This window comes from Porticoccus sp. GXU_MW_L64 (assembly GCF_052983295.1).
In genome coordinates this window covers 81,948-106,749 of sequence record NZ_JBRKJK010000011.1, presented here as the reverse complement: position 1 = coordinate 106,749, position 24,802 = coordinate 81,948, and the positions used below count along the sequence as shown (strand labels likewise).

Annotated in this window: 21 protein-coding genes; 14 read left to right on the top strand and 7 right to left on the bottom strand. The window is 54.4% G+C overall.

Features of this window, described 5'->3' with window-relative positions:
* Window positions 1-42 precede the first annotated feature (42 nt).
* The 3 genes from xrtK to nadC all read right to left on the bottom strand — a co-directional run bounded on the left by xrtK (window position 43) and on the right by nadC (window position 3,723).
* Entirely contained in the window at window positions 43-774 is a 732-nt protein-coding gene (xrtK, locus tag ACVBEJ_RS10580) for an exosortase K (protein ID WP_447129598.1), read from the bottom strand.
* Entirely contained in the window at window positions 758-2,740 is a 1,983-nt protein-coding gene (locus tag ACVBEJ_RS10575) for a VIT domain-containing protein (protein ID WP_447129597.1), read from the bottom strand. Before ACVBEJ_RS10575 ends, xrtK begins: the two co-directional genes overlap by 17 nt.
* 140 nt (window positions 2,741-2,880) lie before the next feature.
* Entirely contained in the window at window positions 2,881-3,723 is an 843-nt protein-coding gene (nadC, locus tag ACVBEJ_RS10570; protein ID WP_447129596.1) for a carboxylating nicotinate-nucleotide diphosphorylase, read from the bottom strand.
* 268 nt (window positions 3,724-3,991) lie between these two features.
* On the opposite strand from nadC, the gene ACVBEJ_RS10565 reads away from it, so the two are divergent.
* From ACVBEJ_RS10565 to ACVBEJ_RS10550, 4 genes are all read left to right on the top strand, one after another.
* Window positions 3,992-6,163 (top strand): DUF1631 family protein, encoded by a 2,172-nt coding sequence (locus ACVBEJ_RS10565; protein WP_447129595.1) that lies wholly within the window; start codon window positions 3,992-3,994, stop codon window positions 6,161-6,163.
* A 107-nt stretch (window positions 6,164-6,270) separates the two neighbouring features.
* Entirely contained in the window at window positions 6,271-8,424 is a 2,154-nt protein-coding gene (locus ACVBEJ_RS10560) for a DUF1631 family protein (protein ID WP_447129594.1), read from the top strand.
* A gap of 82 nt (window positions 8,425-8,506) precedes the next feature.
* Window positions 8,507-9,055, top strand: coding sequence for a 1,6-anhydro-N-acetylmuramyl-L-alanine amidase AmpD (gene ampD / locus ACVBEJ_RS10555; RefSeq protein WP_447129593.1), 549 nt, complete (start codon window positions 8,507-8,509; stop codon window positions 9,053-9,055).
* A 226-nt stretch (window positions 9,056-9,281) separates the two neighbouring features.
* The gene (locus ACVBEJ_RS10550; protein WP_447129592.1) at window positions 9,282-10,196 is read left to right on the top strand and encodes a hypothetical protein; all 915 of its coding nucleotides are present in this window, start codon (window positions 9,282-9,284) and stop codon (window positions 10,194-10,196) included.
* Window positions 10,197-10,298: 102 nt separating this feature from the next.
* Here ACVBEJ_RS10550 and ACVBEJ_RS10545 read toward each other — a convergent pair whose 3' ends face one another.
* On the bottom strand, window positions 10,299-11,291 hold the full coding sequence (locus ACVBEJ_RS10545) for an ABC transporter permease (RefSeq protein WP_447129591.1): 993 nt from the start codon (window positions 11,289-11,291) through the stop codon (window positions 10,299-10,301).
* Between the two features lies 1 nt (window position 11,292).
* Window positions 11,293-12,192: an ABC transporter ATP-binding protein gene (locus ACVBEJ_RS10540; protein WP_447129590.1), complete on the bottom strand. Its 900-nt coding sequence runs from the start codon at window positions 12,190-12,192 to the stop codon at window positions 11,293-11,295.
* An 82-nt stretch (window positions 12,193-12,274) separates the two neighbouring features.
* Here ACVBEJ_RS10540 and ACVBEJ_RS10535 point away from each other — a divergent pair, with 82 nt between their 5' ends.
* Window positions 12,275-13,639, top strand: a complete 1,365-nt coding sequence (locus ACVBEJ_RS10535) for an AmpG family muropeptide MFS transporter (RefSeq protein WP_447129589.1) — start codon at window positions 12,275-12,277, stop codon at window positions 13,637-13,639.
* Here the strand turns inward: ACVBEJ_RS10535 and ACVBEJ_RS10530 are convergent.
* A complete protein-coding gene (locus tag ACVBEJ_RS10530; protein WP_447129588.1) occupies window positions 13,636-13,944 on the bottom strand; it encodes an MGMT family protein in 309 nt (102 codons plus the stop codon). The genes ACVBEJ_RS10535 and ACVBEJ_RS10530 overlap by 4 nt on opposite strands.
* A 247-nt stretch (window positions 13,945-14,191) precedes the next feature.
* Here ACVBEJ_RS10530 and ACVBEJ_RS10525 point away from each other — a divergent pair, with 247 nt between their 5' ends.
* From ACVBEJ_RS10525 to sbcB, 9 genes are all read left to right on the top strand, one after another.
* Window positions 14,192-14,632 carry an FxsA family protein gene (locus ACVBEJ_RS10525; protein WP_447129587.1) on the top strand — a complete coding sequence of 147 codons (441 nt, stop codon included), beginning with the start codon at window positions 14,192-14,194 and terminating at the stop codon, window positions 14,630-14,632.
* A gap of 278 nt (window positions 14,633-14,910) precedes the next feature.
* Window positions 14,911-15,204, top strand: coding sequence for a co-chaperone GroES (locus ACVBEJ_RS10520; RefSeq protein ID WP_447129586.1), 294 nt, complete (start codon window positions 14,911-14,913; stop codon window positions 15,202-15,204).
* A gap of 48 nt (window positions 15,205-15,252) precedes the next feature.
* Complete coding sequence (gene groL / locus ACVBEJ_RS10515; RefSeq protein ID WP_447129585.1) at window positions 15,253-16,899, top strand: chaperonin GroEL; 1,647 nt, start codon at window positions 15,253-15,255, stop codon at window positions 16,897-16,899.
* A gap of 258 nt (window positions 16,900-17,157) precedes the next feature.
* Window positions 17,158-17,736, top strand: coding sequence for a superoxide dismutase [Fe] (gene sodB, locus ACVBEJ_RS10510; RefSeq protein WP_447129584.1), 579 nt, complete (start codon window positions 17,158-17,160; stop codon window positions 17,734-17,736).
* Between the two features lie 135 nt (window positions 17,737-17,871).
* Window positions 17,872-18,513 carry a urate hydroxylase PuuD gene (locus ACVBEJ_RS10505; protein ID WP_447129583.1) on the top strand — a complete coding sequence of 214 codons (642 nt, stop codon included), beginning with the start codon at window positions 17,872-17,874 and terminating at the stop codon, window positions 18,511-18,513.
* A 148-nt stretch (window positions 18,514-18,661) separates the two neighbouring features.
* The gene (locus ACVBEJ_RS10500) at window positions 18,662-19,423 is read left to right on the top strand and encodes a hypothetical protein (protein ID WP_447129582.1); all 762 of its coding nucleotides are present in this window, start codon (window positions 18,662-18,664) and stop codon (window positions 19,421-19,423) included.
* A gap of 144 nt (window positions 19,424-19,567) precedes the next feature.
* A complete protein-coding gene (locus ACVBEJ_RS10495; protein WP_447129581.1) occupies window positions 19,568-21,085 on the top strand; it encodes a fumarate hydratase in 1,518 nt (505 codons plus the stop codon).
* Window positions 21,086-21,307: 222 nt separating this feature from the next.
* Window positions 21,308-22,312 carry an OmpA family protein gene (locus ACVBEJ_RS10490; protein WP_447129580.1) on the top strand — a complete coding sequence of 335 codons (1,005 nt, stop codon included), beginning with the start codon at window positions 21,308-21,310 and terminating at the stop codon, window positions 22,310-22,312.
* 237 nt (window positions 22,313-22,549) lie between these two features.
* Window positions 22,550-23,971, top strand: coding sequence for an exodeoxyribonuclease I (gene sbcB, locus ACVBEJ_RS10485; RefSeq protein ID WP_447129579.1), 1,422 nt, complete (start codon window positions 22,550-22,552; stop codon window positions 23,969-23,971).
* A gap of 241 nt (window positions 23,972-24,212) precedes the next feature.
* Here sbcB and ACVBEJ_RS10480 read toward each other — a convergent pair whose 3' ends face one another.
* A complete protein-coding gene (locus tag ACVBEJ_RS10480; protein WP_447129578.1) occupies window positions 24,213-24,797 on the bottom strand; it encodes an SCO family protein in 585 nt (194 codons plus the stop codon).
* Window positions 24,798-24,802 lie beyond the last annotated feature (5 nt).

The window sequence follows — 24,802 nt, the reverse complement described above, 5'->3', positions numbered from 1 at the left end:
TCCACCAAGGGTTTGGCAGAATATTTGCTGGATTACGCTGCGCTAATCCACCCTGCGTGCTGGCTTGAGGGCGCGGTGAACGACAACTACTGCTCCAGTTAATACCACCAATATCGCAATCAGGCTGATATGTTGCGTAAAGAACAGTGGCTGCCGAAAAGCATTTCCGGTAATCAACGGCACAGCCACCATTAACAGCGCGTACAACACAACCGGTAATACCAGTGGCAGATACCCCCGCCGCTGCTTCAGCATCATTTGGGCTGACAACAGCGGCAGGTAAACCAGTAAACCAATCAGCCGGTGTTGTTGGCTGGCATCAATGCCCAGTGCCGACCAATCCCACTGCTGCCTGGCTGCTGTCATGGCGAGCAGAATACGCAGGCTGTTGGCCAGCAGGCAGGTCGCCCAGGCCGCTATTGCCGCAGCCGGTAACGCCAGTACCTGAAGACCTGGCTTTTTGGGTTGCCATACCCAGCAGTACACCAGCAATGACAGAATCATAAAATTAATACCGGCGCAGCCTTTTACCAGGCGCACATCGGCGCTGTAGCTAAACCATTCCAGGTTGTCGCTCTGCAAAAACCGATGGCCGCTGAGCCACTCCAGCAAGAGCGCCAGTGGTTGCATGATCCAGTTGAGGTCGGCGATGGAGGCAACGCTATAGTGGTGTTTCAACAGCAGGGCCAGCCCCAGCGACAGCGTCCACCACAGCCACCCCGTTCTCAACAAGGCCCAGCCTTGCTCCAAAAGCGGCTTAGCGGGCCAGGGCATAGTGCGCTCTGCGTCGATGCAACAGGGTTGCCAGTAGTAATGCGATCAGTGCCAGCAGGTACAGCTCCGGCTCCGGCATGGGTTTGCCTACTGCGTGGTTGCTGACTCCCTTGGGTAAGGGCAGGGGTTGTTTGACGTCTTTGCTGTTGCCGGTTGTATTGCGCACGGTTTCGTCAACGGCCACAAAAGAGGTGTGCCGTGTGAGCAATGAATATCTCAGGCCAATGTCGACAATGCTTTGGCGTTGCCGGTCGGCATCCTGGTCAGCAATAACATACATTCGTTCCAGCCGCTTGCGTGCCCACAATTGTGGCAGGGTATGGTCCGCTGCTGCGGACTCCTGCAGTGCAAATGACCACTGGTGTTCCCCCTGGCCGTTGTTTCCTTTCAGCCCGATGGTGGCCTCGGGCCCGGCGTTGCGGTATTTCCCCAGCACCATAACCGCGCGCTGTGCCAACATGTCCGGTACCCTGGCCGGCTCCATATCGTACAGTTCTACATCCTTGGCAGTTACCTGGATATTGGTGAGCGCCGGGGCAGCAATATAGTTGAAGAAGCGCTTTGCCTGGCGGTTGGCCTCGGCCCGGTTAGTGACTACAAATGCCTCTGACCGGCCAGCCTTGGCAATGCCTTCGATCAAATAGCGGTTTACCGACGAACCGATACCAAACGCAAATACATTGTTGCGGTGCAGGTTCTGGTCAATCAGCGAAAACACCCGCTGTTCGGCGCTGATGTAGCCATCGCTGATCAGCACAATATTGCGCGAACTGTTTTCGTCGCCATTCATGGCGAGGGCTTTTTGCATGGCAGAGTAGAGATTGGTGCCGCCGCCACCGGACTGGTTGTTCATCATGGCGCTGGCGCGGGCGATATTTGTGGCGGTTGCCGCCAGCGGTTGCGGTGACAACAGGCGAGAGCCCCCGGCGAAAAACAGAATATTGAAACGATCGCTCGGAGTCAGTGTGCTCAGCAGCCTGTTCATCAACTGCTTGGTGGTATCCAGCGGAAAGCCATGCATGGAACCGGATACATCCACTACGAAAAAATAATCCCGGGCGGGCAGTTGTTCCGGCAATACTTTTTGAGGGGGTTGGGCAACCAGTAGAAAGTAATTTTCACCGTTGCTTTCAAAGCGATTAAGCCCGGTGAGTATCTGCTTGCCTTGCAGCTGGTAACGCAAAATAAAGTCACGGTTGCCCGCATCTTTACTGTCGCGCAATTGCAGGTTGGCGGTTTTATCGTCTTGCCAATCGGCCATTATTTTGTGGCTGGGTGAAGTGAGGCCACTAATGGGTAAAGGCGAAGCGATTGTTACCTCAATGCCGTAACGCACCGGGTCTTGTGTGCCCTCGGCCAGATAGGGGTTGCCAATCCAGCGGGTTTCGCCACTGGATTGCGCCGCATCGCCGCCGTAGCGTGGCCCCACCACACCGGGCAGTACAAATTCGTAAATGCTGTCTTCCGGTGTGATGATTTCGGTGTAGGTGAGTTCAATTTTTATCCGGTCGCCAGGCATCACATTGGCCACATCCATAGAGAACACATTGGGCCTTTTCTGGGATAACAGCGATGCAGATTTACCGGCTTTTTTGGCGTCGTTAAAAATCTTTTTGGCCTGCTGTTTTTCCTTGATCTTGGCCACAATGCGTCGCTCGCCAATGGTCATTGTCATACCGTTGACGGCGGCCCGGGTAGAGCCGGGGAAAATATAACGGGCGTTGATGGGAATATGGCCTTCGTTGCGATATTCCTGGGTCAAGGTCACGCTGGCAATAAAACCATTGAGCCGAATATCTGCGTGACTTGCTTTTAAGGGAAGGCGATCAGTACCGGAATAGTCACCTTCTACAAAAAAGTAGGGAGCATCGCTTTCTTTTGGCGGGTTTGGTGCCGCTAAGGTGATTGTTGCTGCTGACAGTAAAAGCAAGACTGCCAGCAGCCGACGGGTGGTGGCTGGGCGCATAATTATTCTCCGTTGATAGACGGAGCTACTATGCCGACAGATTCTGTAGCTGGGCTGGAGCTACTCTGGATGTCTATGGAGACTTTGTGGAGAGCTCAAGAGCGGAATAATCGCCACTGAAAATGCCTGGGCCACCAGAATTAACTGTCCAGCCGAAACGACAAATCCACCGCTCGACAGTGCTTGGTCAGGGCGCCGGAAGAAATAAAATCAATCCCCGCTGCGGCTGCATCCGCTAAGCCTTCGGCGGTGATGTTGCCGGACACTTCCAGTTTTACCTGCCCGGCTGCCAGCTCAACTGCTTGAACAACCATCTCTTTCGCAAAGTTGTCCAGCATCACTATATCTGCACCGGCATCTATGGCTTGTTGCAGTTCGTCGAGGTTTTCCACTTCCACTTCCACCGGCTTGCCGGGGGCGATTTGCTGGGCCTGGCTCACTGCCTGGGATATGCCACCACAGGCGGCAATATGATTTTCCTTGATCAAAAAAGCGTCGTACAGACCGATGCGGTGGTTGTGGCAACCGCCGGTTTTTACGGCGTATTTTTGTGCCAGGCGCAGGCCGGGAATGGTTTTGCGGGTGTCGAGTATTTTGATCGGACTGTCGCCAAGCAAGCGGGCAAATTCGCTGGCGGCGGTGGCGGTGCCACACAGGGTTTGCAGGTAATTGAGCGCGGCGCGCTCGCCGGTTAACAGGCTGCGGGCGTTGCCGGACAGGGTAAACAGGGTCTGATCCGGGGCAATGGGCTGGCCGTCTTCCACCATCCATTCAATCATTACCTGAGGGTCCAGCTGCCGGTATACCTCGTCCACCCAGGCGCGGCCGCAAAAAGTGGCAGCTTCGCGGCTAATGACCCGTGCCGATGCCTGGCGTTGCGGGGGAATCAGCTGGGCGGTGATGTCGCCGCTGCCAATGTCTTCTGCCAGGGCGCGCGCCACACACAAGCGAATATCGTCTGCCAGTTGGGGGGTGATAGACATGCTGGTTACCGGGGGTGATTGCAGAGGGCGCGATTATAGCGGTCCCACTTCGCGAAGGGCAGTGCCGTTGAGTGGGGCTTCACCGTTGCACAGCGGTATTGGTGCCATCTGGCTTGTGAAAGGGGTCGCAAATAGTAAAAAAGTATTAAAAATCGACTTTATATTTGGTTCTTATGGTTTAGATTTATGGCGTGGGGAAGCCCCTTGAGCATTGCTCCGTTTGGTACCCACCCCCTTATTTAACCGCTACTCACAATCGGTGAACACCATGACTAGGCACCTGCACGTTGTCGACAGCACATCAGCCACCGCCAGAACCAGGCGCCCCGCAGAGCTGGACCCGGGCCTGCAAATGCTGGCGTCCAAGTCGGTGAATTTTATCGCCGACCGCCTGGAGGTGGTGTTCGAGCAGGTGGACGACACCTTCTTCGACCTGGCAGACAACGCGGAAAATAACCAGCAGCAAACACTGTACTTTGATGCCATGCGGGTTTTGCGTATGAACCGCAACTCCATCGAGCAAGAGTGCCTGAAATACGTGCGCAGCGGTTTTTATGAAAGTACCCTGGCCAGCTTGTTGATGGCCGCAGCAGAGGAGTCGGATGCGGATCTGGACTCCATGGAACTGATGGAAAACGACGAGGTAGAACAAAAAGTGGCCTTTGAGGTCATGGTGCGTCGCGCTGAAGAACACAGCAAGCGTGGCCTGCAGATTCTCTGCAAGCGCCTGGACAGCCTTTACGACTGTCAGGTCGATGACACCAATAACCCGCTGGGGGGTGAGGCCATTTGCCGCGCTTTCCAGCAGGCGACTGAAAAGGTAGAGCTGGATATTCGCTCCCGTCTGGTGTTGCTGAAATTGTTTGAGCGCCATGTGCTGTCCAAATTGGCGGAGTTGGTTCAGCAGGGCAATCTGTTGCTCAAAGAGTTGGGCGTTTTGCCCAATATTGAGCAGACCAGAAAACGCTCGGCATCAAACCGCCAAGTAGCTGGCAGCAGCCGTCAAGTGCCTGCCAGTGGTGTCCCGGCCGCCAGCGGTGTATTGGAAAAACTCAGCAGCCTGATTGCCCGGCAGCAGAATACTCGACAGCAGGGCACAGAGCTGCCCGGCAGTGCCGACAGTGAACAATACGCCCCTCACGAAGATTTATTGGCGGTTATTGGCCAGCTGCACGATAACAGCAATCACTTGAGTGCCAATGGTGATACACAATCCTTGCTGGATCACATCGGCCAGCAGTTGCCTCAGCAGCTTAGTCAGATGGACCGCACTGTGGTGACTCTGGTGGATTTGCTGTTCCAGCAGGCCTGCGAAAACAACGTGGTTTCCCCCGCCCTGAATGGCGCCATGAGAAACCTGGAACTGGCAATTGCCAAAATTGCCCTGCAGGACGGCCAGTTTTTCGACAGCGAACAACACCCGGCTCGGCAATTGCTCAATGAGGTAGCACAAGCGTCCGTGGGCTTTGGCGAAAACGAGGAAGCCAGCAACGACCCGGTGTACAAAAAAATTCACGAAGTGGTGGACCAGCTTCACCAGTCGGACGTAGACAGCGATCAGCTGCCGCAACTGCTGGATGATTTTGTGTCTTTTGTGGGCCGCGAACAGCGCCGCAGCAGGGCAGTGGAACATCGCATGTTGGAGGAAGAAGATGGCCGCTCCCGCCTGAACACCTCCCACACCATTGTTAAACAGAGTCTGGAGCAGCGTCTGTTAGGGTTTGAGCTTCCCGGTGTTGTCACGTCTTTTGTGGAGCAGGGTTGGGGCAAAGTCTTGTTTTTGGCACACCTGCGGGAAGGGGAGCTTTCCAGTGCCTGGAACGATGCCTTGCAACTGCTGGAAACAGTGATTGCTTTCGCCGGGCCGGAAGGGGCAATTGATGACGGCCTGGATCGTGAAAAGTTGATGGAAGAAGTTCGCCTGCAACTGGAAAAAGCCGCTATCGACCCCTACCAAATTGAATTTCTTGCCAAGGGCATAGAGCGTTTGATAGAGCTGCGGAAAACAGGCCGCGAGCAAGGCAAGCCGGACCCGAAACTGGTTGCCAAAAAAGTAGCGGCGCTGATGCTCAATATTCCTGGTGAGCCCTGTAAGCTACCGGTCAATAGCAACGATAAAAACGTCGAATCCCGCTACCTGAAACAAATAGACAATCTGGAAAACGGCGACTGGGTGGAATTGGCAACCGGTGAAGATACCACTCGTCGGGCGCGTTTCGCCGGTGTTGTTGGCGCCGATGACGATGGCAAAAACGGTACTCTGATTTTTGTTAATCGCCGGGGATCAAAAGTGATTCAGGGCTCCCGTCAACAATTGGCCCGCGCGGTAAAAAGCCAGCGCTTGGTGGTACTGGATAAGCAGCCATTGTTCGATCAGGCGATGGAAACCGTGCTGGATAACCTGCAGCACAGCCTGGAAGACACAAAAAATATTGCCTGACAGTCAAGGCTGAAAAAATGCTAATGCATTGAATACTGGAATTTTTTTACCAGTATGGCTATAGTTTTCCCGACAATAAATCCAAAAGTAAATCCAAAAGTGCTCCCATGGCCGAAGGGCATCTGCACATTGTTAAAAATGGAACTACCCTGCAACAGCGACAAAGTGGTGTTTTGCCGCCGCCTTTGCGCATGCTTCGGGATCGTGCAGAGCGCCATTTTTCCACGCGACTGAAAGCGGTTTTTGAACAGGTAGACGACACTTTTTTTGACCTTGCCGACCGTTCCGACAACTCCCGCCAGCAAACACTCTACTTTGATGCCATGCGCCTGATTCGCTTTGAGCGCAAAAACATCGAATCCAGTTTTCAAAACTCTCTGGAATTGGCTTTCGACAGCCTTGTCGACTCTGAGGCGGCGGAACGGCGCCAGCAACGACAACAAAAAAACAGCGCTTTTGAGTTGGCGGACGGCGATGAGCTGGAAGAAATCATTGCCCTGGATGCCATGGTGTCCAGAGCCGATGAAGGCAACCGCCAGCAATTACAGACTTTGGCAACCCGCCTGGAGTCTCTTACCGGTGAGTCGGTGTCACTGAAAGACAACCCGCTGGGGCCGGATACGGTTTGCGATACGTTTTTCCGTGCCACTGCCGATCTGGAAGTTGGTATTCGTTCCAAACTGGTATTGCTGAAATTATTTGAACGCCATGTCGTTTCCCCTCTGGGAGATTTTCTGTCGCAAAGTAACCAATTGCTGCAAGAGCTTGGGGTGCTGCCCGATCTGGAAAAACGCCAGGGGGCCGAGGCGCAGCCCATTCGCTCTCAACCACAAAAAACGCTGCTAGAAAATGGCCGTCACCCCGGGGATTTTCTCGACCGCGACAGTCTGCAACAGCAACAAAAAAACTACGGCCGTCTGGTGAGCCAACTGAATTCGGTGATGGCTCGTCACTGGCAGCAGGGTGAAGAAGAAAACAATGGCAAGCTGCCGGAGCTGCCAGAAGCGGCCCCCGCTGAAGTTTTAAAAGCGGTAGGACAATTGGAAATAAGCGGCGTATCGTCGCTGCTGGAACGTATTCAGCAACAGCTTGCCAGCGGTAGCCACCCCATGTCGCTGGGTAGCACCGAGCGGGGGTTGGTGCATTTGGTGGATGGCTTGTTCGACCATATTTGCGCGGATGAAAGTTTTCCCCCCACTCTGGAAACACAGATGGCCGAATTGCAAATTGCCATCGCCAAAGCCGCACTCAGCGATTCCGGTTTTTTTGACAAACAACGCCATCCCGCCCGCCGGTTGTTTAATGAAATCGTGCAGGCAGCGCAGGGCTTTACCGGTGCGGAAGACCTGGATAACGACTCCCTGTATCCGCATATAAGCCAGGCACTGCAACAGTTGTTGAACTGTGCCAGCAGCCCGGTGCGTCTTACCCAGGCGCTGACTGAGTTGGTGTCAGTAACGGAAAAGCAACGCCGTCAGGCGCTCTCTCGCGAGCAACACTTGCTGGAAGACGAGCAAGCCAGTTCGCAACTTCATCACTCCTACAACGCGGTCAAGCAACTGCTGCACGATGGCATGGTAGGGCGCACTGTGCCCAAAGTGGTGGTCACTTTTGCAGAGCAGGCCTGGTGCAAAGTGCTGTTTTTAAATCACCTGCGCGAGGGCGCCGAGTCTGCCCAGTGGCGCCGAGCCAAAACCATGTTTGAACAGGTGTTGGAGTGCAGCCTGGGGAATAATGGCGAACAAACCTGCGGCGTAGAGCTGGCCGCCAATATACGCAGCAAGCTGGCAGAGATTGCCCTCGACCCTTACCAGACGGAACATCTGGTGCGCGATCTGGAAAAATTGCTCACGCTGGAATCACCTGAAGGCCGCTCGACATCTGACGCCGTTGCTGTCGAACAAGTTTACCCGGCGATTCCCGGCGAGCAGAAAACCCTGATGCCGGGTGATGCCCTGCCGGATATGACGCAACTGGGTGATACCATCGAGGAGCATTTTCTCCACGATGCAGAATCCATTCCCGCCGGTTGCTGGGTGGAGTTCAGTGTTCCCGGTGGTGGCTTGCGAGCCCGTTATATCGGTGCCGCAGGCCCCCAGAATATTCATATCTTTGTGGATCGTCAGGGCCATAAAGTAGCCGCTGGCAACAGCCGCCAGTTGGCGCATTTGCTGAAAAAAAACCAACTGGTGATTATCGATAACAGCCCATTATTCGATCGCGCTCTGGCAGCGGTGATCGACAACATGCGCCAACAGTAAGCCTGTCACGCTATTGCGAGCTGTGCGGCAATCTCTCAGGCCCTAATTTATTTCACTTGCCCCTCGCGGTAAGATGACGTCAATGAATAACGCCATCGACACTCAGGGCTGGCTGCGCGATGCGCTGCCAGTGCCATCCCCCAACCATAATCAAAGGCCGCAAAATACGCCGGTGGACTTGCTGGTAATTCACAATATCAGCCTGCCGCCGGGAGAGTTTGGCGGCGGTCACGTGCAGCGTTTTTTCTGCAATGACCTAAACGGCGCAGAACACCCGTACTTTGCCACCATTGCCGACCTGCAGGTATCGTCACATTTATTGATTGACCGCCAGGGCAAGGTGACCCAGTTCGTCCCCTTTGCGGCTCGCGCCTGGCACGCCGGGGCGTCACAGTTTCAGGCGCGGGACAATTGCAACGATTTTTCCATCGGCATAGAGCTGGAAGGTACCGACGAGTTGCCCTACAGTGATGAGCAGTATGCGAGCCTTGTGAACGTCACCCGGCAATTAATGGCTCAGTTTCCCGGCATAACTGCCGAACGTATAGTCGGCCACAGTGATATAGCCCCGGGGCGCAAAACTGACCCGGGCCCGGCGTTTGATTGGGCGCGTTACAAAAAGGCCTTATAGCTGGTTATCCCCGCGCAGGCGATTAATAAATGGGTGGCTGAGAGACTTAAAACTTTTGTCATCGCGAGAGAAGCGCGGCGATCCAGAGGCTTTACTTGTCAATCGGTACTTGTACATCAGGGTCTTAAAAGACACTGGATTGCCGCGCTGCGCTCGCAATGACAGTTTGGCTGGTCATCCCGGACATTAGGCGGGAACGACAAATGTTTTCAGAATGAGGTAACAGATGGATTTTTTAATAATTCTTGTAGCCTTGGGCCTGCATCGGTTGATTCCGGATTTGCGCTTTTTGCACCAGGACGGTTGGTTTTTCAGTTGGCTCAAGCAGTTGGGTGACGGGCCTTTGCCGTGGCCTAAATTTATTGTTTCACTGGTATTGCCTGCGGCGTTGATGTGGCTGCTGGGCTATCTGGTTGCTCAGTGGGCGGGCATGCTGGGTACTACGGTATTTGGTTTGTTGGTGCTGCTTTACTGTCTGGGGCGTGGCAACTTGCCCGCCAATCTGCAGACCATAGAAGGCCATGTGGAACAGGATGATCGCCAGGCGGTGTTTCACGATACCCTGGAGTTGCAAGGGGACGATACGGCACTGGACGTATTGGACAGGAATGTACTGGACAGCGAATCCACCCCTGCCCGCAACAGCGGTGAGGAACTGCACCAGGCGCTTTTGCAAAAACTCTCTTATCGATTTTTTGAACACAGCTTTCCGGTGGTTTTCTGGTTTTTTCTGTTGGGCGCTCCCGGTGCGCTGCTCTATCGTCTCAGCGAGCTGCAGGCCAACAAAACACAGCGGGATGGCTCGGGCGGCAACTGCGATGCCGATGACGGCATTACATGCCCGGCTCTGAACCTTGCTCAACGCTGGTTGTGGTTGATGGAATGGATGCCGGTGCGCATGCTCGGCTTTACCTTTGCCCTGGTGGGCAACTTTGGTTGTTGCATGCACCACTGGAAGGAGTGTGTCGTGTGCCCCATACGCACCACCGGCCAGGTGTTGTTGCACTACGTGGTGGGCGCACTGTCGGCAAATGTGGACAGTGCCGATATTCAGGTAGCGGAACTGGAAGCCGTACACAGCCTGTTCCACCGCGCCATGGTGCTGTGGCTCTGCCTGATTGCGTTTTTGGTGGTTCTTTAAAACATAGGTTGCAGGTTACAGGACGGGCTGCGCCCTTACAGGTGACAGGTAAAACAAGGCAGCTGTATTCTGTTAGCTGTAGCGCGCAGCGCGTCCTGTCACCTATTCATTATGCCAGCGAAACAGCCAGCCAGCGGTAATTAAGAACACCAGGCTCATGGCAGTAAGCACCAGTACGCCGGGCAAAATCTGGCTCAGGTCGCCGCCTTCCAGCATTACCGTTCGCGCCGCACGTACCATATGAGTCAGCGGTGAAATTTCCGCTATGCCTTGTAGCCACTGCGGGGCGCGATCCAGGGAGAACCACACCTCCGACAGCAGCAACATGGGAAAGCTGATGGCATTGAGCAGGCCGTTGGTGAATTCTTCGCTGGCGCTGCGGCTGGCAAACAACAGTGCCAGGCTGATAATGCTGAGGTTGCCCAAAAAGGCAATCAACAGCAGTAACCAGGGGTTGCCCACCACCAGTAAATCCACCAGCCACCAGCAGGCGACAAACAAAATGGTGGTAACCACCAGCATAATCGACAACCGCGACATGCCCTGGGCCAGCAGAAACTGCCAGGCTTTTACCGGTGCTGCCTGCAACCGTTTCAGTACGCCGTTTTTGCGGTAGCGAACAATCACGTAGCCGACACCAAACAGCCCGCTGAACATAATGTTCATGGCCAGCATGCCCGGCAGCACCCAGTCGATATAGCGCACCTGGCGGCCACTGGTGGTTTGCAGTTGCCAGCTGGTTAATTCCGCAGCCAGCAATTCCTGTAGTAAACGGCTTTTGGCTGAGCGTTCGTTAAGCCAGTAGGTTTGCTCTGCCGGGTCGAACAGCATGGCGATTTGCTGGTACTGAATCTGCTTGAGTGCCCGCTCTCGGTCGCTGTAATTGATGGCGCTAATGTAACCGCGCTCGGCACCGGGAAAAGCGCTGCTGTCGCCCAGTACGCCGACGCTAAATACCTCGCTCTCCTCGCCGGAAAACGATAGCGCCAGTATCACCACCAGCATGGGGGTGAATACGAAGGACCAGAACAGCGAGGCTTTGTCGCGGTAGTATTCGCGGTTGCGGGCGGCCCAGAGTGCGAGGACTTTATTCATGTTAATTACGTAAACGATGTCCGGTTAATTTTAAAAACAAATCATCCAGAGTGGGGTTGCGCACTCGCAGGGAGCTCAGGTTTACCCGCCGCTCTATCAGCTGGCGAATGGTCTGTTCAACAGAGTCGGTTTGTATTTCCAGCTGGCTGCCAGTTTGATTGATCGGTAACGGCAAGTCTTCGAGTTGTGATGCCAATTCAGTGTTCTCCAAACAACTGTTATCCAGACAAATGTAGCTGTGCCCAAAGTGATGATTCAGCAGTTGTTTGGGCGAACCCTCGGCGATAATCTTGCCGTGATCCATAATAATTAACTGGTCGCACAGCTGCTCCGCCTCGTCCATATAGTGGGTAGTGAGCAATACGGTTTTGCCCTGCTGTTTGATGTTTTCGATCAGCTCCCAGAAATTGCGCCGGGATTGCGGGTCGAGGCCCGTGGTGGGCTCGTCCAGGAACAATAGTTTCGGGTCATTTATCAGCGCGATGGCCAGCAATAATCGCTGCTTCTGCCCACCGGACAATTTGGTGGCAAAGCTGTCGAGAAACTCCTGCAACTGGCACAACTCCGCCAGCTGTTGAATATCCATAGGCGTGTCGTAAAAGCCGCCAAACAGCTCCAACACCTCGCGAGTAGTGACAAAATCCATCAGTGCCGTGGACTGGAATTGAATACCCACATCCAGCTTGAATTGCTCATCGCGAGGCTGGCCCCGATACAGAATGTCGCCTGAAGTGGGTTTTTTTATGCCTTCAATAATTTCAATGGTGGTGGTTTTGCCAGCCCCGTTGGGGCCCAGCAGGCCAAAGCAGATGCCCTCGGGAATATCGAAGGAAATATCGTTCACGGCGCAAAAGTCGCCGAATTGTTTAACCAGATTGCGGACTTGGATAATTGGTTGCATTGTTCTTTGTTCCTGAGGCGGCGGCAGTATAGCATTGGTGCCTGTGACGCTGATGGCGATCAATACAACAATGGAAAAATAAATGGTTCAGACAAATACTGTATCAACCTGGCGTGAAGCATTTCGGGTTTATCAGAAGCCCCAAGTGGTTACGATGTTGTTTTTGGGGTTTTCTGCAGGCTTGCCTTATCTGTTGGTATTTTCGACCTTAACGGCTTGGTTGAGGGATTATGGAGTAAGTCGCACCGCAATTGGCTTTTTCGGCTGGGTGGGTATCACTTACTCAATCAAGGTGCTGTGGGCTCCGGTGGTGGATCGGATTGCTTTGCCATGGCTGACCGAAGCACTGGGGCAGCGTCGCAGTTGGATGATTGTTGCCCAGGTTGGCATTATGGTCGGTTTGCTCAGTATGGCAGTGTTGCAACCAGATCAGGCGTTATACCCGTTTGCATTAAGTGCCGTGTTGATTGCATTTTCGGCAGCTACTCAAGATATTGCAGTCGATGCTTTCCGCATTGAGTCCGCTGTTGATGAGTATCAGGGGGCCATGTCAGCCACCTATATCTTTGGTTATCGCCTGGCGCTATTGGTGGCGGGTGCCGGAGCTCTGTATATCGCCGATTGGGCGAGTTGGGAAAGTGCTTATACGTCAATGGCTGTCCTGATGTTGGTGGGGGTCATAACCGTGCTTTGCATTCGCGAGCCAGAGAGGGTTATTTCCCATGAAACACAGGAAATGGAGCAGCAGCTGAGGCACTTGACGCACAGTGACCGCCCGGGTCGTTGGCACAAAATAGAAGCATGGTTTATCAGCGCTGTAGTTAGCCCGTTCGTGGATTTTTTCAAGAGAAACGGCAGAGATGCACTATGGATACTGCTGTTTATCAGCCTGTTCAGGTTGAGCGATATCACAATGGGTATTATGGCTAACCCGTTCTATCTGGATATTGGGTTCACCAAGTCAGAGATCGCGACGGTTTCCAAAGTATTTGGGTTTTTTATGACGATTGCAGGCTCTTTTATCGGCGGTTTGTGTGTTGTCAGGTATGGAATTTATAAGCCACTTATTGTGGGTGCTGTAGCAGTAGCTTTGGCAAACCTGCCATTCGCATGGCTTGCGAGTGTTGGCCCGAACGTGGAGTGGCTGGCTGTGGTTATCAGTACAGATAACTTAAGCGGGGGATTCTCGAACGCAGTTTTTATTGCTTACCTTTCCAGTTTGACCAACAGAGCTTATACGGCAACTCAATATGCACTGTTTAGTTCTTTAATGACGTTGCCGGGTAAATTTATCAGTGGTTTTTCCGGTGTTGTGGTTGATAGCTTCGGATACAACAGCTTCTTTTTATATGCTGCGGCTATAGGTATACCGGCCATAGTATTGGCGATATGGTTTTTCTATCATTTCCGCAGTGAAAAGATTAAAGCAGTAGCCCATAGCCACTAAGGCCGCCATTGATATTCCCGCAGTTTCACTCTATCTCCAGTAAACAACACGCCTTCCTCCAGCAGCAATTGCCGCTGGCGCTTGTGATTGGGGTGTTCGCCGGGAAAGCTGATTTTACCGGCGGAGTTAATCACCCGGTGCCAGGGCAGGGTAGAGCCAGCGGGGAGTTTCTTCAGTGTTGTACCCACCAGCCGCGCCGCCCGTGGCAAACCCGCCAGCTCTGCCACCTGGCCGTAGGTAACCACTTTGCCGGGCGGGATGGAGTGAAGTACGGCGTAGATGCGTTGTTGGGGGGTGGATTCCATGGGGGTAGGGTAACTGCAATTGCTTCGAGCTGCGAGCCTCGGGCGGCGGGCAGGATGTGCCAATTTGTCATTCTGAGCGCAGCGAAGAATCTCGCAATTTAAACAGGCAAAGAGATCCTTCACTGCGCTCAGGATGACAAGCACGCTCGATCTGCTCGCAACCCGACGCTCGCAGCAGCCCTTGAAACTCCCATACTTACCCCCACCTAATAACTACCCAAGCACTGCAAACGACCGGAACCCGCCAATGCGCGCACTGTTTTTACTGTTCATCATTATGCCCATCCTTGAGATGTGGCTGCTGATCGAGGTGGGTGGTGTTATCGGTGCGGTGCCCACTATCGCCCTGGTCTTTCTGACCGCCGCTATCGGCTTTGCGCTGTTGCGCAAGCAGGGGTTCGACACTTTGCGGCGGGGCAACTGGAAAATGCAACAGGGCCAGATGCCGGCGCAGGAAATGGCCGAAGGCTTGATGCTGGCGGTCAGTGGTGCGTTGTTGCTGACGCCGGGCTTTGTTACCGATGCCATTGGCTTTGCTGGCCTGACGCCGGGTATTCGCCGTTGGCTGTTCAGCAAATTGTCCGGGTTGGTAACTGTTGCCGGGGCTGGCGGTACGGTTTATGAGCATCGCTCGACCCGCCGCGATGAAAATGATGTGATCGAAGGCTCGTACCGCCGGGAAGACTGATCTTGCCTTTCCTGTTCCCTGTAGGGCGAAGCCCGTCCTGTCAGCAGGCGCAGCCTGCGACCTGTATCCTCTCTTTACCCCTTGAAACTCCCATATCAGCCCCTATCTATGTGATGCCCCGGTTGTTTGGGGCAACAAATTTTTGTGTCGATGCCCTTGAATTTGCCGCAGCAGCCACCACATAGGCTTGGAACGCGACTTTTATCTCGCGCACAAACCAAATAACTCTTTGTTTTACATAAAATTGTTTTGCAAATAAAAAGTTGGAGACAACCAAGATGAAAATTCGTCCATTACACGACCGTGTGGTAGTACGCCGCAAGGAAGAGGAAGAAAAAACCGCTGGTGGCATTCTGCTGCCCGGTGCTGCCAAAGAGAAGCCCAACCAGGGTGAAGTAGTGGCCGTAGGCGCTGGCAAAGTATTGGATAACGGCGATGTGCGTGCCGTATCTGTAAGCGTAGGCGACCAGGTGGTATTTGGCCCTTACGCTGGCAGCAACACCGTAACCGTAGACGGTGAAGAACTGATCATCATGAACGAAAGCGAAATTTTTGGCGTAATCGAAGCGTAACGCTCGGTTAACACATTACAGACAGACTGAAAGATAAAGGAAAAAATCATGGCAGCTAAAGACGTAAAATTTGCTGACGACGCCCGCCAGAAAATGCTGGCCGGTGTAAATGTACTGGCCGATGCCGTCAAGGTAACCCTGGGTCCCAAAGGCCGCAACGTGGTTCTGGACAAGTCCTTCGGCGCCCCCACCGTCACCAAAGACGGTGTCTCCGTGGCCAAGGAAATCGAACTGGCGGACAAGTTCGAGAACATGGGTGCGCAAATGGTGAAAGAGGTGGCCTCCAAAGCCTCTGACGAAGCCGGTGACGGCACCACCACTTCTACCGTTCTGGCGCAGTCCATTCTCAACGAAGGCCTCAAATCCGTTGCGGCGGGCATGAACCCCATGGACCTGAAGCGCGGCATCGACAAAGCGGTTGCCGCCGCTGTGGAAGAAGTGGCGAAACTGGCCAAGCCCTGTGAAGACTCCACCGCCATTGCCCAGGTAGGCACCATCTCTGCCAACAGCGATACCGCTGTGGGCGACATGATCGCCAAAGCCATGGAAACCGTTGGTAAAGAAGGCGTTATCACCGTAGAAGAAGGTTCCGGCCTGGAAAACGAACTGGACACTGTAGAAGGTATGCAGTTCGACCGCGGCTACCTGTCCCCGTACTTCATCAACAACCAGGACAATATGAGCGTTGAGATGGAGAGCCCCTTCATCCTGCTGGTGGACAAAAAAGTCTCCAACATCCGCGAGCTGCTGCCGCTGCTGGAAAATGTCGCCAAAGCCGGCAAGCCGCTGGTGATCGTTGCCGAAGATGTGGAGGGCGAAGCCCTGGCCACACTGGTAGTGAACAACATGCGTGGCATCGTTAAAGTTGCCGCCTGTAAAGCTCCTGGCTTCGGCGACCGCCGCAAGGCCATGCTGGAAGACATCGCTGTTCTCACCGGCGGTACAGTAATCTCTGAAGAAGTGGGCCTGGAGCTGGAAACCGCCACTCTGGAGCACCTGGGTCAAGCCAAGCGCGTGACCATGAGCAAAGAGAACACCACCATTGTTGATGGCGCTGGCGACCACGGCTTTATCGAAGCCCGTGTTAACCAGATTCGTGCCCAGATCGAAGAAACTTCTTCCGATTACGACCGCGAAAAACTGCAAGAGCGCGTAGCGAAACTGGCTGGCGGTGTTGCCGTAATCAAGGTTGGCGCAGCCACCGAAGTGGAAATGAAAGAGAAGAAAGCTCGCGTGGAAGACGCCCTGCACGCCACCCGCGCTGCGGTGGAAGAAGGTGTGGTTCCCGGCGGTGGTGTTGCCCTGATTCGCGCGGTACAAGCCATCGACGGCCTGGCCGGTGACAACGAAGACCAGAACGTGGGTATTCGCCTGGCGCGCCGCGCCATGGAATCTCCGCTGCGTCAAATCTGCGACAACGCCGGTGAAGAAGCTTCCGTAATCGTCGACAAAATCAAGCAGGGCGAAGGCAACTTCGGCTTTAACGCCGGTACCGGCGAATACGTAGACATGATCGAGCAGGGCATCCTCGACCCCGCCAAAGTAACCCGCACGGCACTGCAGGCCGCTGGCTCTATCGCCGGCCTGATGATCACCGCAGAAGCCATGGTTGCCGATCAGCCGGAAGACAGCGCCCCAGCCATGCCGGATATGGGTGGCATGGGCGGAATGGGTGGCATGGGCGGTATGATGTAAGCCCAAACCGCCGCAAAGCCCCGACTTGAAAAAGCCGGGGCTTTTTTTCGGTATATCATTCCCACGCAGGTGTATTGTTGTTTGGTATAGCGTCATCGCGAAGGAGCGAAGCGACTGTGGCGATCTCCAGCCAGTTGCCCCGCTATTAAGAGATTGCCGCGTCGCCTGCGGCTCCTCGCAATGACAGTGAACATGACAGCAGTGTGATTTGCCGGGCTACCCATCACTTATTAACTTTTCACAATAAAGGACCAAGCCATGAGTATCGAACTGCCCGCGCTGCCCTATGCGCAAGATGCACTGCAACCGCACATCTCTAGCGAAACCCTGGAATACCACTACGGCAAGCACCACCAAACCTACGTGGACAAGCTCAACGGCCTGCTGCCTGGCAGCGAGTTTGAAGGCAAAACCCTGGAGGAAATCGTCAAAACCTCCTCCGGTGGAGTATTCAATAACGCCGCGCAAATCTGGAACCACAGCTTCTACTGGAACTGCCTGAGCCCCAATGGGGGCGGCGAAGCCACAGGCGCCATTGCCGATGCCATCAACAGCGCGTTTGGTTCTTTCGACGCTTTCAAAGAAGAGTTTACCAACAGCGCCATTAACAACTTTGGCTCCAGCTGGACCTGGCTGGTGAAAAAAGCCGACGGTTCCCTGGCCATCGTCAACACCAGTAACGCGGCAACTCCGCTCACTGGCGACGACACCCCGCTGCTGACTGTCGACCTGTGGGAACACGCCTACTACATCGACTACCGCAACGCTCGCCCGGCCTATATGGGGGCGTTCTGGAATCTGGTGAATTGGGAGTTTGTAAACGCTAACTTCGCTTGATTTTTGCCTATTCCCCGAAAGCCCCGGCTGTAATGCAGTCGGGGCTTTTTTGTGGTTTCCTTTCCCAGCGACTAGAATCTGCACAGGATATGGATACCTATTACAACAAACACAATTACTCTTGGGAGGTACGTTATGGAGCATTTACTGGAATTGCTGGCCCGCTGGGGTCATGGCCTGTTCGGTGTTACCTGGATCGGTTTTCTCTACTATTTCAACTTTGTTCAGGGCGGGTATTTCAAAAAAGCCTCGCCGGAAGCACTGGCCGATGCCAAACAGCATCTGGCACCTGCCGCCCTGTGGTGGTTTCGCTGGGGGGCGATGTTTACCTTTATCACGGGCCTGTATTTGTTTGGCCGACTCGCTGGTGGCTTTAATAGCCTGATTCTGGTGGCTGCGGTGATGGGCACCATTATGTTCCTCAATGTGTGGCTGGTGATCTGGCCCAATCAGAAAGTTGCATTGGGCATGGTGGAGGGCGATGCGGCCGCTGCCGGTGCCAAGGCACTGCTGGCGTCGCGCACCAATACGCTGTTTTCCGGCCCGATGCTGCTGGGTATGGTGGGCTCTCACAGTCACGCGGGGGCATTGGACCCCTGGTGGTCCAATGTGGATGGCAGCAGCACCACCGGTTTGATTGTGATGCTGGCGATTGTGTTGTTGCTGGAACTCAACGCCCTGTTTGGCAAGCAGGGGCCGCTGGCCAGTGTGAAAGGGGTGATTCACTGTTCCGTGCTGCTGTCGGTGGTGATGGCTGCGGTGCTGCATTATCTCTAACAAAATGCGTTTAAATGTGCTGCTGCAAAGCCGGTGTTCGCACCGGCTTTGCTGTTTTTGCAGGGGGCTGTACAGGGGTCTCTTTTTCCGCGCTGAGGCAGTGTATAATCGCCGCCACTGAATTCGCTATTCATCCCACGGGGTAAGCATGCCAGACAGCAAGAACTTTAATTCCATTGTGCCGGATCAGGACGAGCGCATCGGTGCCCGTGGGCCGGCAACGCCATCACGCCGGCCCAGAGCGCGCAATTCCGCACCCGCAGCCCCTCAGGGGAAGCCGTCAACCGGTGGTGTCTGGAAGCTGTTGGTGATGGTGTTGTTGCTGGCGGTCGCCGCCGGTGGCTGGTACGGCTGGCAGCAATATCAGCAATTGACGGCGTTGCAGCAGAGCTTTGACCAACTCAATGATCGCCTGGCCTCCACCGACGATTCCCTGAGTAAATCCGGTGATGCGCTACTGCTAAAGATCAAGGAGCAGAACGAGACTCTGGAAAAGCACTGGAGCGAAATTCGCAAGTTGTGGGGCGTGTCCAACGACCGCAACAAGAAAAAAATCGAGAAAAATCAGAAGGATGTGGCGGTACACAGCAATCGCCTCGCCAAGCTGGATAAAGCCACCGCCGGTCTCGACAAGGTGGTGAAGCAGAGTGAACTCAACAGCAAGCAAGTGGCCAGTATCAACAGCACACTGTTGTCGGCCAATGTGGATATGGAAGCGTTGCAGCAGCAATTGCAGGAAACCGTGCAGCAGCTCAACAGCATGGAAAGCAGCCTGAAGAGCTGGCAGCAGCAAGTGAATGGCCGCCTCAACGAAACCGACGAAGCCATTGATTCCATCGATGCCTTCCGCCGTCAGATCAATCAGCAACTTTTGCAGTTGCGTCAGGGTAATGCTGTCGGCGGCCAATAGTTAGCCGGGGCGGAGGCACTGCTGTTCAGACACGCCGTATATACGTCCCTGTAGGCTCCTCTGCGGCATCCTTGCCGCAGAAGGTCTGAAAAGCAGTACCTCCACCCCTATGAAAGTAAAGCCCACCATCCAGCCGGGGGACATATGACCACCATTCGCCAAGATGACCTGATCGACAGTGTGGCCGATGCGCTGCAATTTATTTCTTACTACCATCCGCTGGACTATATCAACGCAGTCCACGAAGCGTATTTAAAGGAAGAGTCCAAAGCCGCCAAAGACGCCATGGCGCAAATTCTTATCAACTCCCGTATGAGCGCCATGGGTCACCGGCCCATCTGCCAGGATACCGGCATTGTTACGGCCTTTGTAAAAATTGGCATGGATGTGCGCTGGGATGGCGATATGAGTGTCGGTGACATGATTAACGAAGGCGTACGCCGCGCCTATCTGCACCCGGATAATGTGTTGCGTGCTTCTATTCTTGATGATCCAGCGGGCAAGCGTCAGAACACCAAAGACAACACTCCGGCGGTGATTCACTACGACATTGTGCCCGGCGATAAAGTGGAAGTGGACGTGGCCGCCAAAGGCGGCGGCTCCGAAAACAAATCCAAAATGGTGATGCTCAACCCCTCCGACAGCATTGTCGATTGGGTGGTAAAAACCCTGCCCACCATGGGTGCGGGCTGGTGCCCGCCGGGGATGCTGGGTATCGGCATCGGCGGCACCATGGAAAAGGCCGCTGTATTGGCCAAAGAATCCCTGATGGACGAAATCGATATTCACGAACTGCGCGAGCGCGGCCCGCAAAATCGCGTGGAAGAACTGCGTCTGGAAATCATGGATGCGGTCAATGCCCTGGGTATTGGTGCCCAGGGGCTTGGTGGTTTGACCACCGTGGTAGACGTAAAAATCAAGGATTACCCCACCCACGCCGCTTCTCTGCCGGTGGCGATGATTCCCAACTGCGCTGCCACTCGCCATGCCCACTTTGTGTTGGACGGTTCCGGCCCGGCGCTGCAAACTCCGCCGGATGTGGATCAGTGGCCGGATATCGCCTGGGAAGTGGGTGACGATGTGCGCCGCCTCAATCTGGATACGGTCACTCGTGAAGACGTGGAATCTCTCAAGCCCGGTGAAACCGTGTTGCTGTCCGGCAAAATGCTCACCGGTCGCGATGCCGCCCACAAAAAAATGATCGATATGCTGGCCAAAGGCGAGCAATTACCGGTGGATCTGACCAACCGCTTTATCTACTACGTGGGCCCGGTAGACCCGGTGGAAGGCGAAGTGGTTGGTCCGGCGGGCCCCACTACCGCTACCCGTATGGACAAATTCACCCGCACCATGCTGGAACAAACCGGTTTGGTGGGCATGATCGGCAAGGCTGAGCGGGGCCCCGCCGCTATCGAAGCCATCCGCGACAACAAAGCGGTGTATCTGATGGCGGTGGGCGGAGCGGCCTACTTGGTGTCCAAAGCCATTACCGCTGCCGACGTAGTGGCCTTCCCGGAAATGGGTATGGAAGCCATCTATGAATTTGCAGTAAAAGATATGCCGGTAACGGTGGCGGTGGATTCCAGCGGTGAATCCGTCCACCAGACCGGCCCGCAAATCTGGAAAGCAAAAATCGAAGAACGCGCGGTGCAGGTTCGGTAGCAAGTTTTGCGTTCATAATTTTTTGCTACTGTGGAGACAAAATAAATTCCAGTGAATGTGGCAGGAATGTTACAAATGCCTGATTTACATGCATAAAGCCCACTGGTATAAATGCTGAATATGGCCGCATCGACTGCAGTGTGTGGCCGGGGGAAACATTGTAAGCACCACCAAAAAAACAATATTTATTTTTTAAATTTTTAATAGAAGAAGGAATCACTTATGCGTAAACAAATAACCATAGCTGCTGCCGCAATAGCTTTTGCCGCCGCTGCAACAACCACTCAGGCCGAGAGCAGCCACATCTACCTTGGTCCAACTCTGGGTTACTACCACGCCGCCAGCAAACGTTCATTCAATAGCGACAGCAACGATTCTCCGTTTGTTCAGCTTACCGGCGGTATTCGCTTTCACAACAACTGGGCATTGGAACTGGGTTACGGCACCGATATCGCTGGCAGCGACCTGGAAAAGAGCGAGCTGAACGCCATTTTTTACCTGGGCGATGAGGCGGAGTACAAAAACAAGTTGCGCACCTACGTTGTCACCGGCATCAGCCGTTTCAGCAGCGACGAAGCCAACCTGATTGATGGCTTTGATAGCACCTGGCAGGGGCGTTTGGGTTTTGGTTTGACCAAGCTCTACCAAAACAATTGGGAAGTGCGTGGTGATGTGAGTGTTTACCAACAGATTCGTGACGAAGGCCCTTTCGAAAACGCCACCGACACCGCTTTCAGTCTGTCTTTCCTGAAACACTTTGGTGAAGTGGCCGCTGCCCCGGCACCGGTGGTAGAGCTCGAGCCGGTTGTCCAACCTGAGCCCGTGGTGGAGCCTGCTCCCCAGCCTGAGCCCGAGCCCGAAACGCGCACCATTACCGTTCGCCTCAACGTGGAATTTGAATTCAACAGCGATGTGGTGCGCGGCATCTACGGCGACGAGCTGGAAGCCATTGCCAACGCCATGAAAGTTCAGAAAGACATCGAACTGGTGCTGGAAGGCCACACCGACTCCAAAGGTGCGGATGACTACAACCAGAAGCTGTCCGAGCGCCGCGCCAAAGCGGTAAAAGCTCAGCTGGCTGAAACCTACGGCATCAGCGCCGAGCGCATTTCCGCAGTGGGCTATGGCGAATCCCGCCCGGTGGCCAGCAACGACACCGACGAAGGCCGCCAGCGCAATCGTCGCGTAGTGGGTGAAATGTCTTATACCGAGGTTGCTCCTCAGTAAAACAGTTTGACGTTCGAAGTTGGACGTTTGACGAAAAACCCGGGCCCTGGCTCGGGTTTTTTCGTTACGGATTCCGAGACTTCTCTGTCATCCTGAGCGCAGCGAAGGATCTCTATACTGGCGGCGTCTAACGAGATTCTTCGCTGCGCTCAGAATGACGGGGCCAGAGCAACCCTCAAGCTGTAATTTTTGCTAAAGTGCCAATGGATTTTCGCTCACCAAAATCAGGAAGATACCATGCCCACAACCTTGTACTGGCACGATTACGAAACCACTTCCGCCGAGCCCGCCCGCACTCGCCCCTCCCAATTTGCCGGGGTGCGCACCGATACGGAATTAAATGTTATTGGCGAGCCGTTGATGATTTATTGTCAGCCCAGTCGGGATTTGCTGCCCGCTCCTGGTGCTTGTTTGGTAACCGGAATTACGCCTCAGCAGGCACAAAAAGAAGGGTTGTCGGAGCCGGAATTTATCGCCCGCATTCACCACGAGCTGTCACAGCCGGGCACCTGCGGTGTGGGTTACAACAGCATTCGTTTTGACGACGAGGTTACTCGCTATACTCTGTACCGAAACTTCTACGACCCCTATGAACGGGAGTGGAAAAACGGCAACAGCCGTTGGGACATTATTGACATGTTCCGTCTGGCGCGAGCCTTGCGGCCGGCAGGCATTAACTGGCCAGATTACGACGACGGCTCGCCGTGCTTTAAGTTGGAAGAACTGACCAAAGCCAACGGGTTGTCTCATGAGTCTGCTCACGATGCCCTGTCCGATGTGTACGCCACCATCGCCATGGCCAAACTGCTGCGGGACAAACAGCCCAAGCTCTACCAGTATCTGTTCGACAATCGCGGCAAGCAGCAGGTAGCAAAAAATATGGATGTGTACTACCAGCGCCCGTTTTTGCACGTTTCTTCCCGGCTGCCAAGGGAAAACGGCTATCTGGGCTTGATGATGCCGTTGGCAGTCAATCCCAACAACAAAAACGAAATACTCTGCGCCAACCTCAATGGCGACATCGAACCGTTGCTTGCTCTGGATGCGGAGCAAATACGGGAGCGACTGTACACCCGCAGTGAAGATTTGCCGGAAGGGGAGAGCCGCATTCCATTAAAAGGCGTACACCTAAATCGCGCCCCGGTGGTGGCCACCGCCAAGTTGCTGGATGATGCCAATGCTGAACGCCATGGTATTGATTTACCCCACTGCCGCAGCAACTGGCAACGGCTGCGCGATGCATCGCTGACCGACAAACTCACCCAGGTGTACAACGCCCCTCGGGAATGGAGCGATAACAACCCGGAAACCGCCCTGTACAACGGCTTTTTGCCAAACCAGGACAAAGCGTTGCTGGCAGAAGTTCGCAACAGTTCACCGGCAGAACTGGCGGATGATGCCGTTCATTTCAGCGACTCCCGTTACCGGGAACTGCTGTTTCGCTATCGGGCGCGCAATTATCCCGACACCCTCAACGCAGAGGAGCAACACCAGTGGGAGGAGCTTCGCTTTGCCCACCTCAATGATCCGGAGAGTGGCTACCTGACACTGGAAGCGTATTTTGAAGACATTGAAAAACGGCTGGCGGAGCCGGATTGCAGCGAACGGGATCAGCAGATTTTGCAGGCGTTGCAGGATTGGGGGGATGAGATTCTCTAAGGCTGTCATTGCGAGTCGCGAAGCAGCGCGGCAATCTCGTCCAGTATGGCAGAGGGGTTGGAAAGTGCGGTAGTAACTGTATGGAGATCGCCGCGTCGCTACGCTCCTCGCGATGACGGGAAATATCCTCCTCCCTCCGTCATTGCGAGTGAGCGAAGCGACCGCGGCAATCTCGACCAGAATGGCAGAGGGCTTGAAAAGTGCGGCAGTAACCGGATGCAGATCGCCGCGCTGATGATGTTTAAAGCAGCTGTTGCAAGCGCGCTGTCATGCTGTCAACACCGGTTTCAAACGGGATGACCTCAACTATCCGGCTGAATGGGTCAACCACATAAACCACTGCAGAATGAGTGAGTTGGTAACCTTCTTGCCGCTGTTCCGGGGCCTCTTGCAGAAACATTTTGAATGATTTGGCGGTGCTCTCCAGAGCAGTTCGCGATCCGGTTAGCCCCACAAATCGCTTGTGAAAAGAGGCCACGAAAACAGCTACTTTTTCCGGGGTGTCCCGCTCGGGGTCTATGGAAATAAAGGTTGGGGTGATGTGGTCGGCATGGCCGGATTCTTCCAGTTGATTGATCACCCTGGCCAGTTTTGACATCTGCGTCGGGCATATATAGGCGCAGTGGGTAAAGCCAAAAAACACCAGTTGGTGACGCCCGGCAAAATACTGCTGTGACACTTGCTCGCCAGTGTGACTGGTCAATAAATAGCGCACACGCTGGCCGTTGTCTTGCTGATACCACAGAGCCAGCGCAAAGCTGCTTGCCACCATCGCCAATACGCTGAAAAACAGCAGAGCGGTTTTTTTTCTGGGGGTGTTTTTCATGGCAT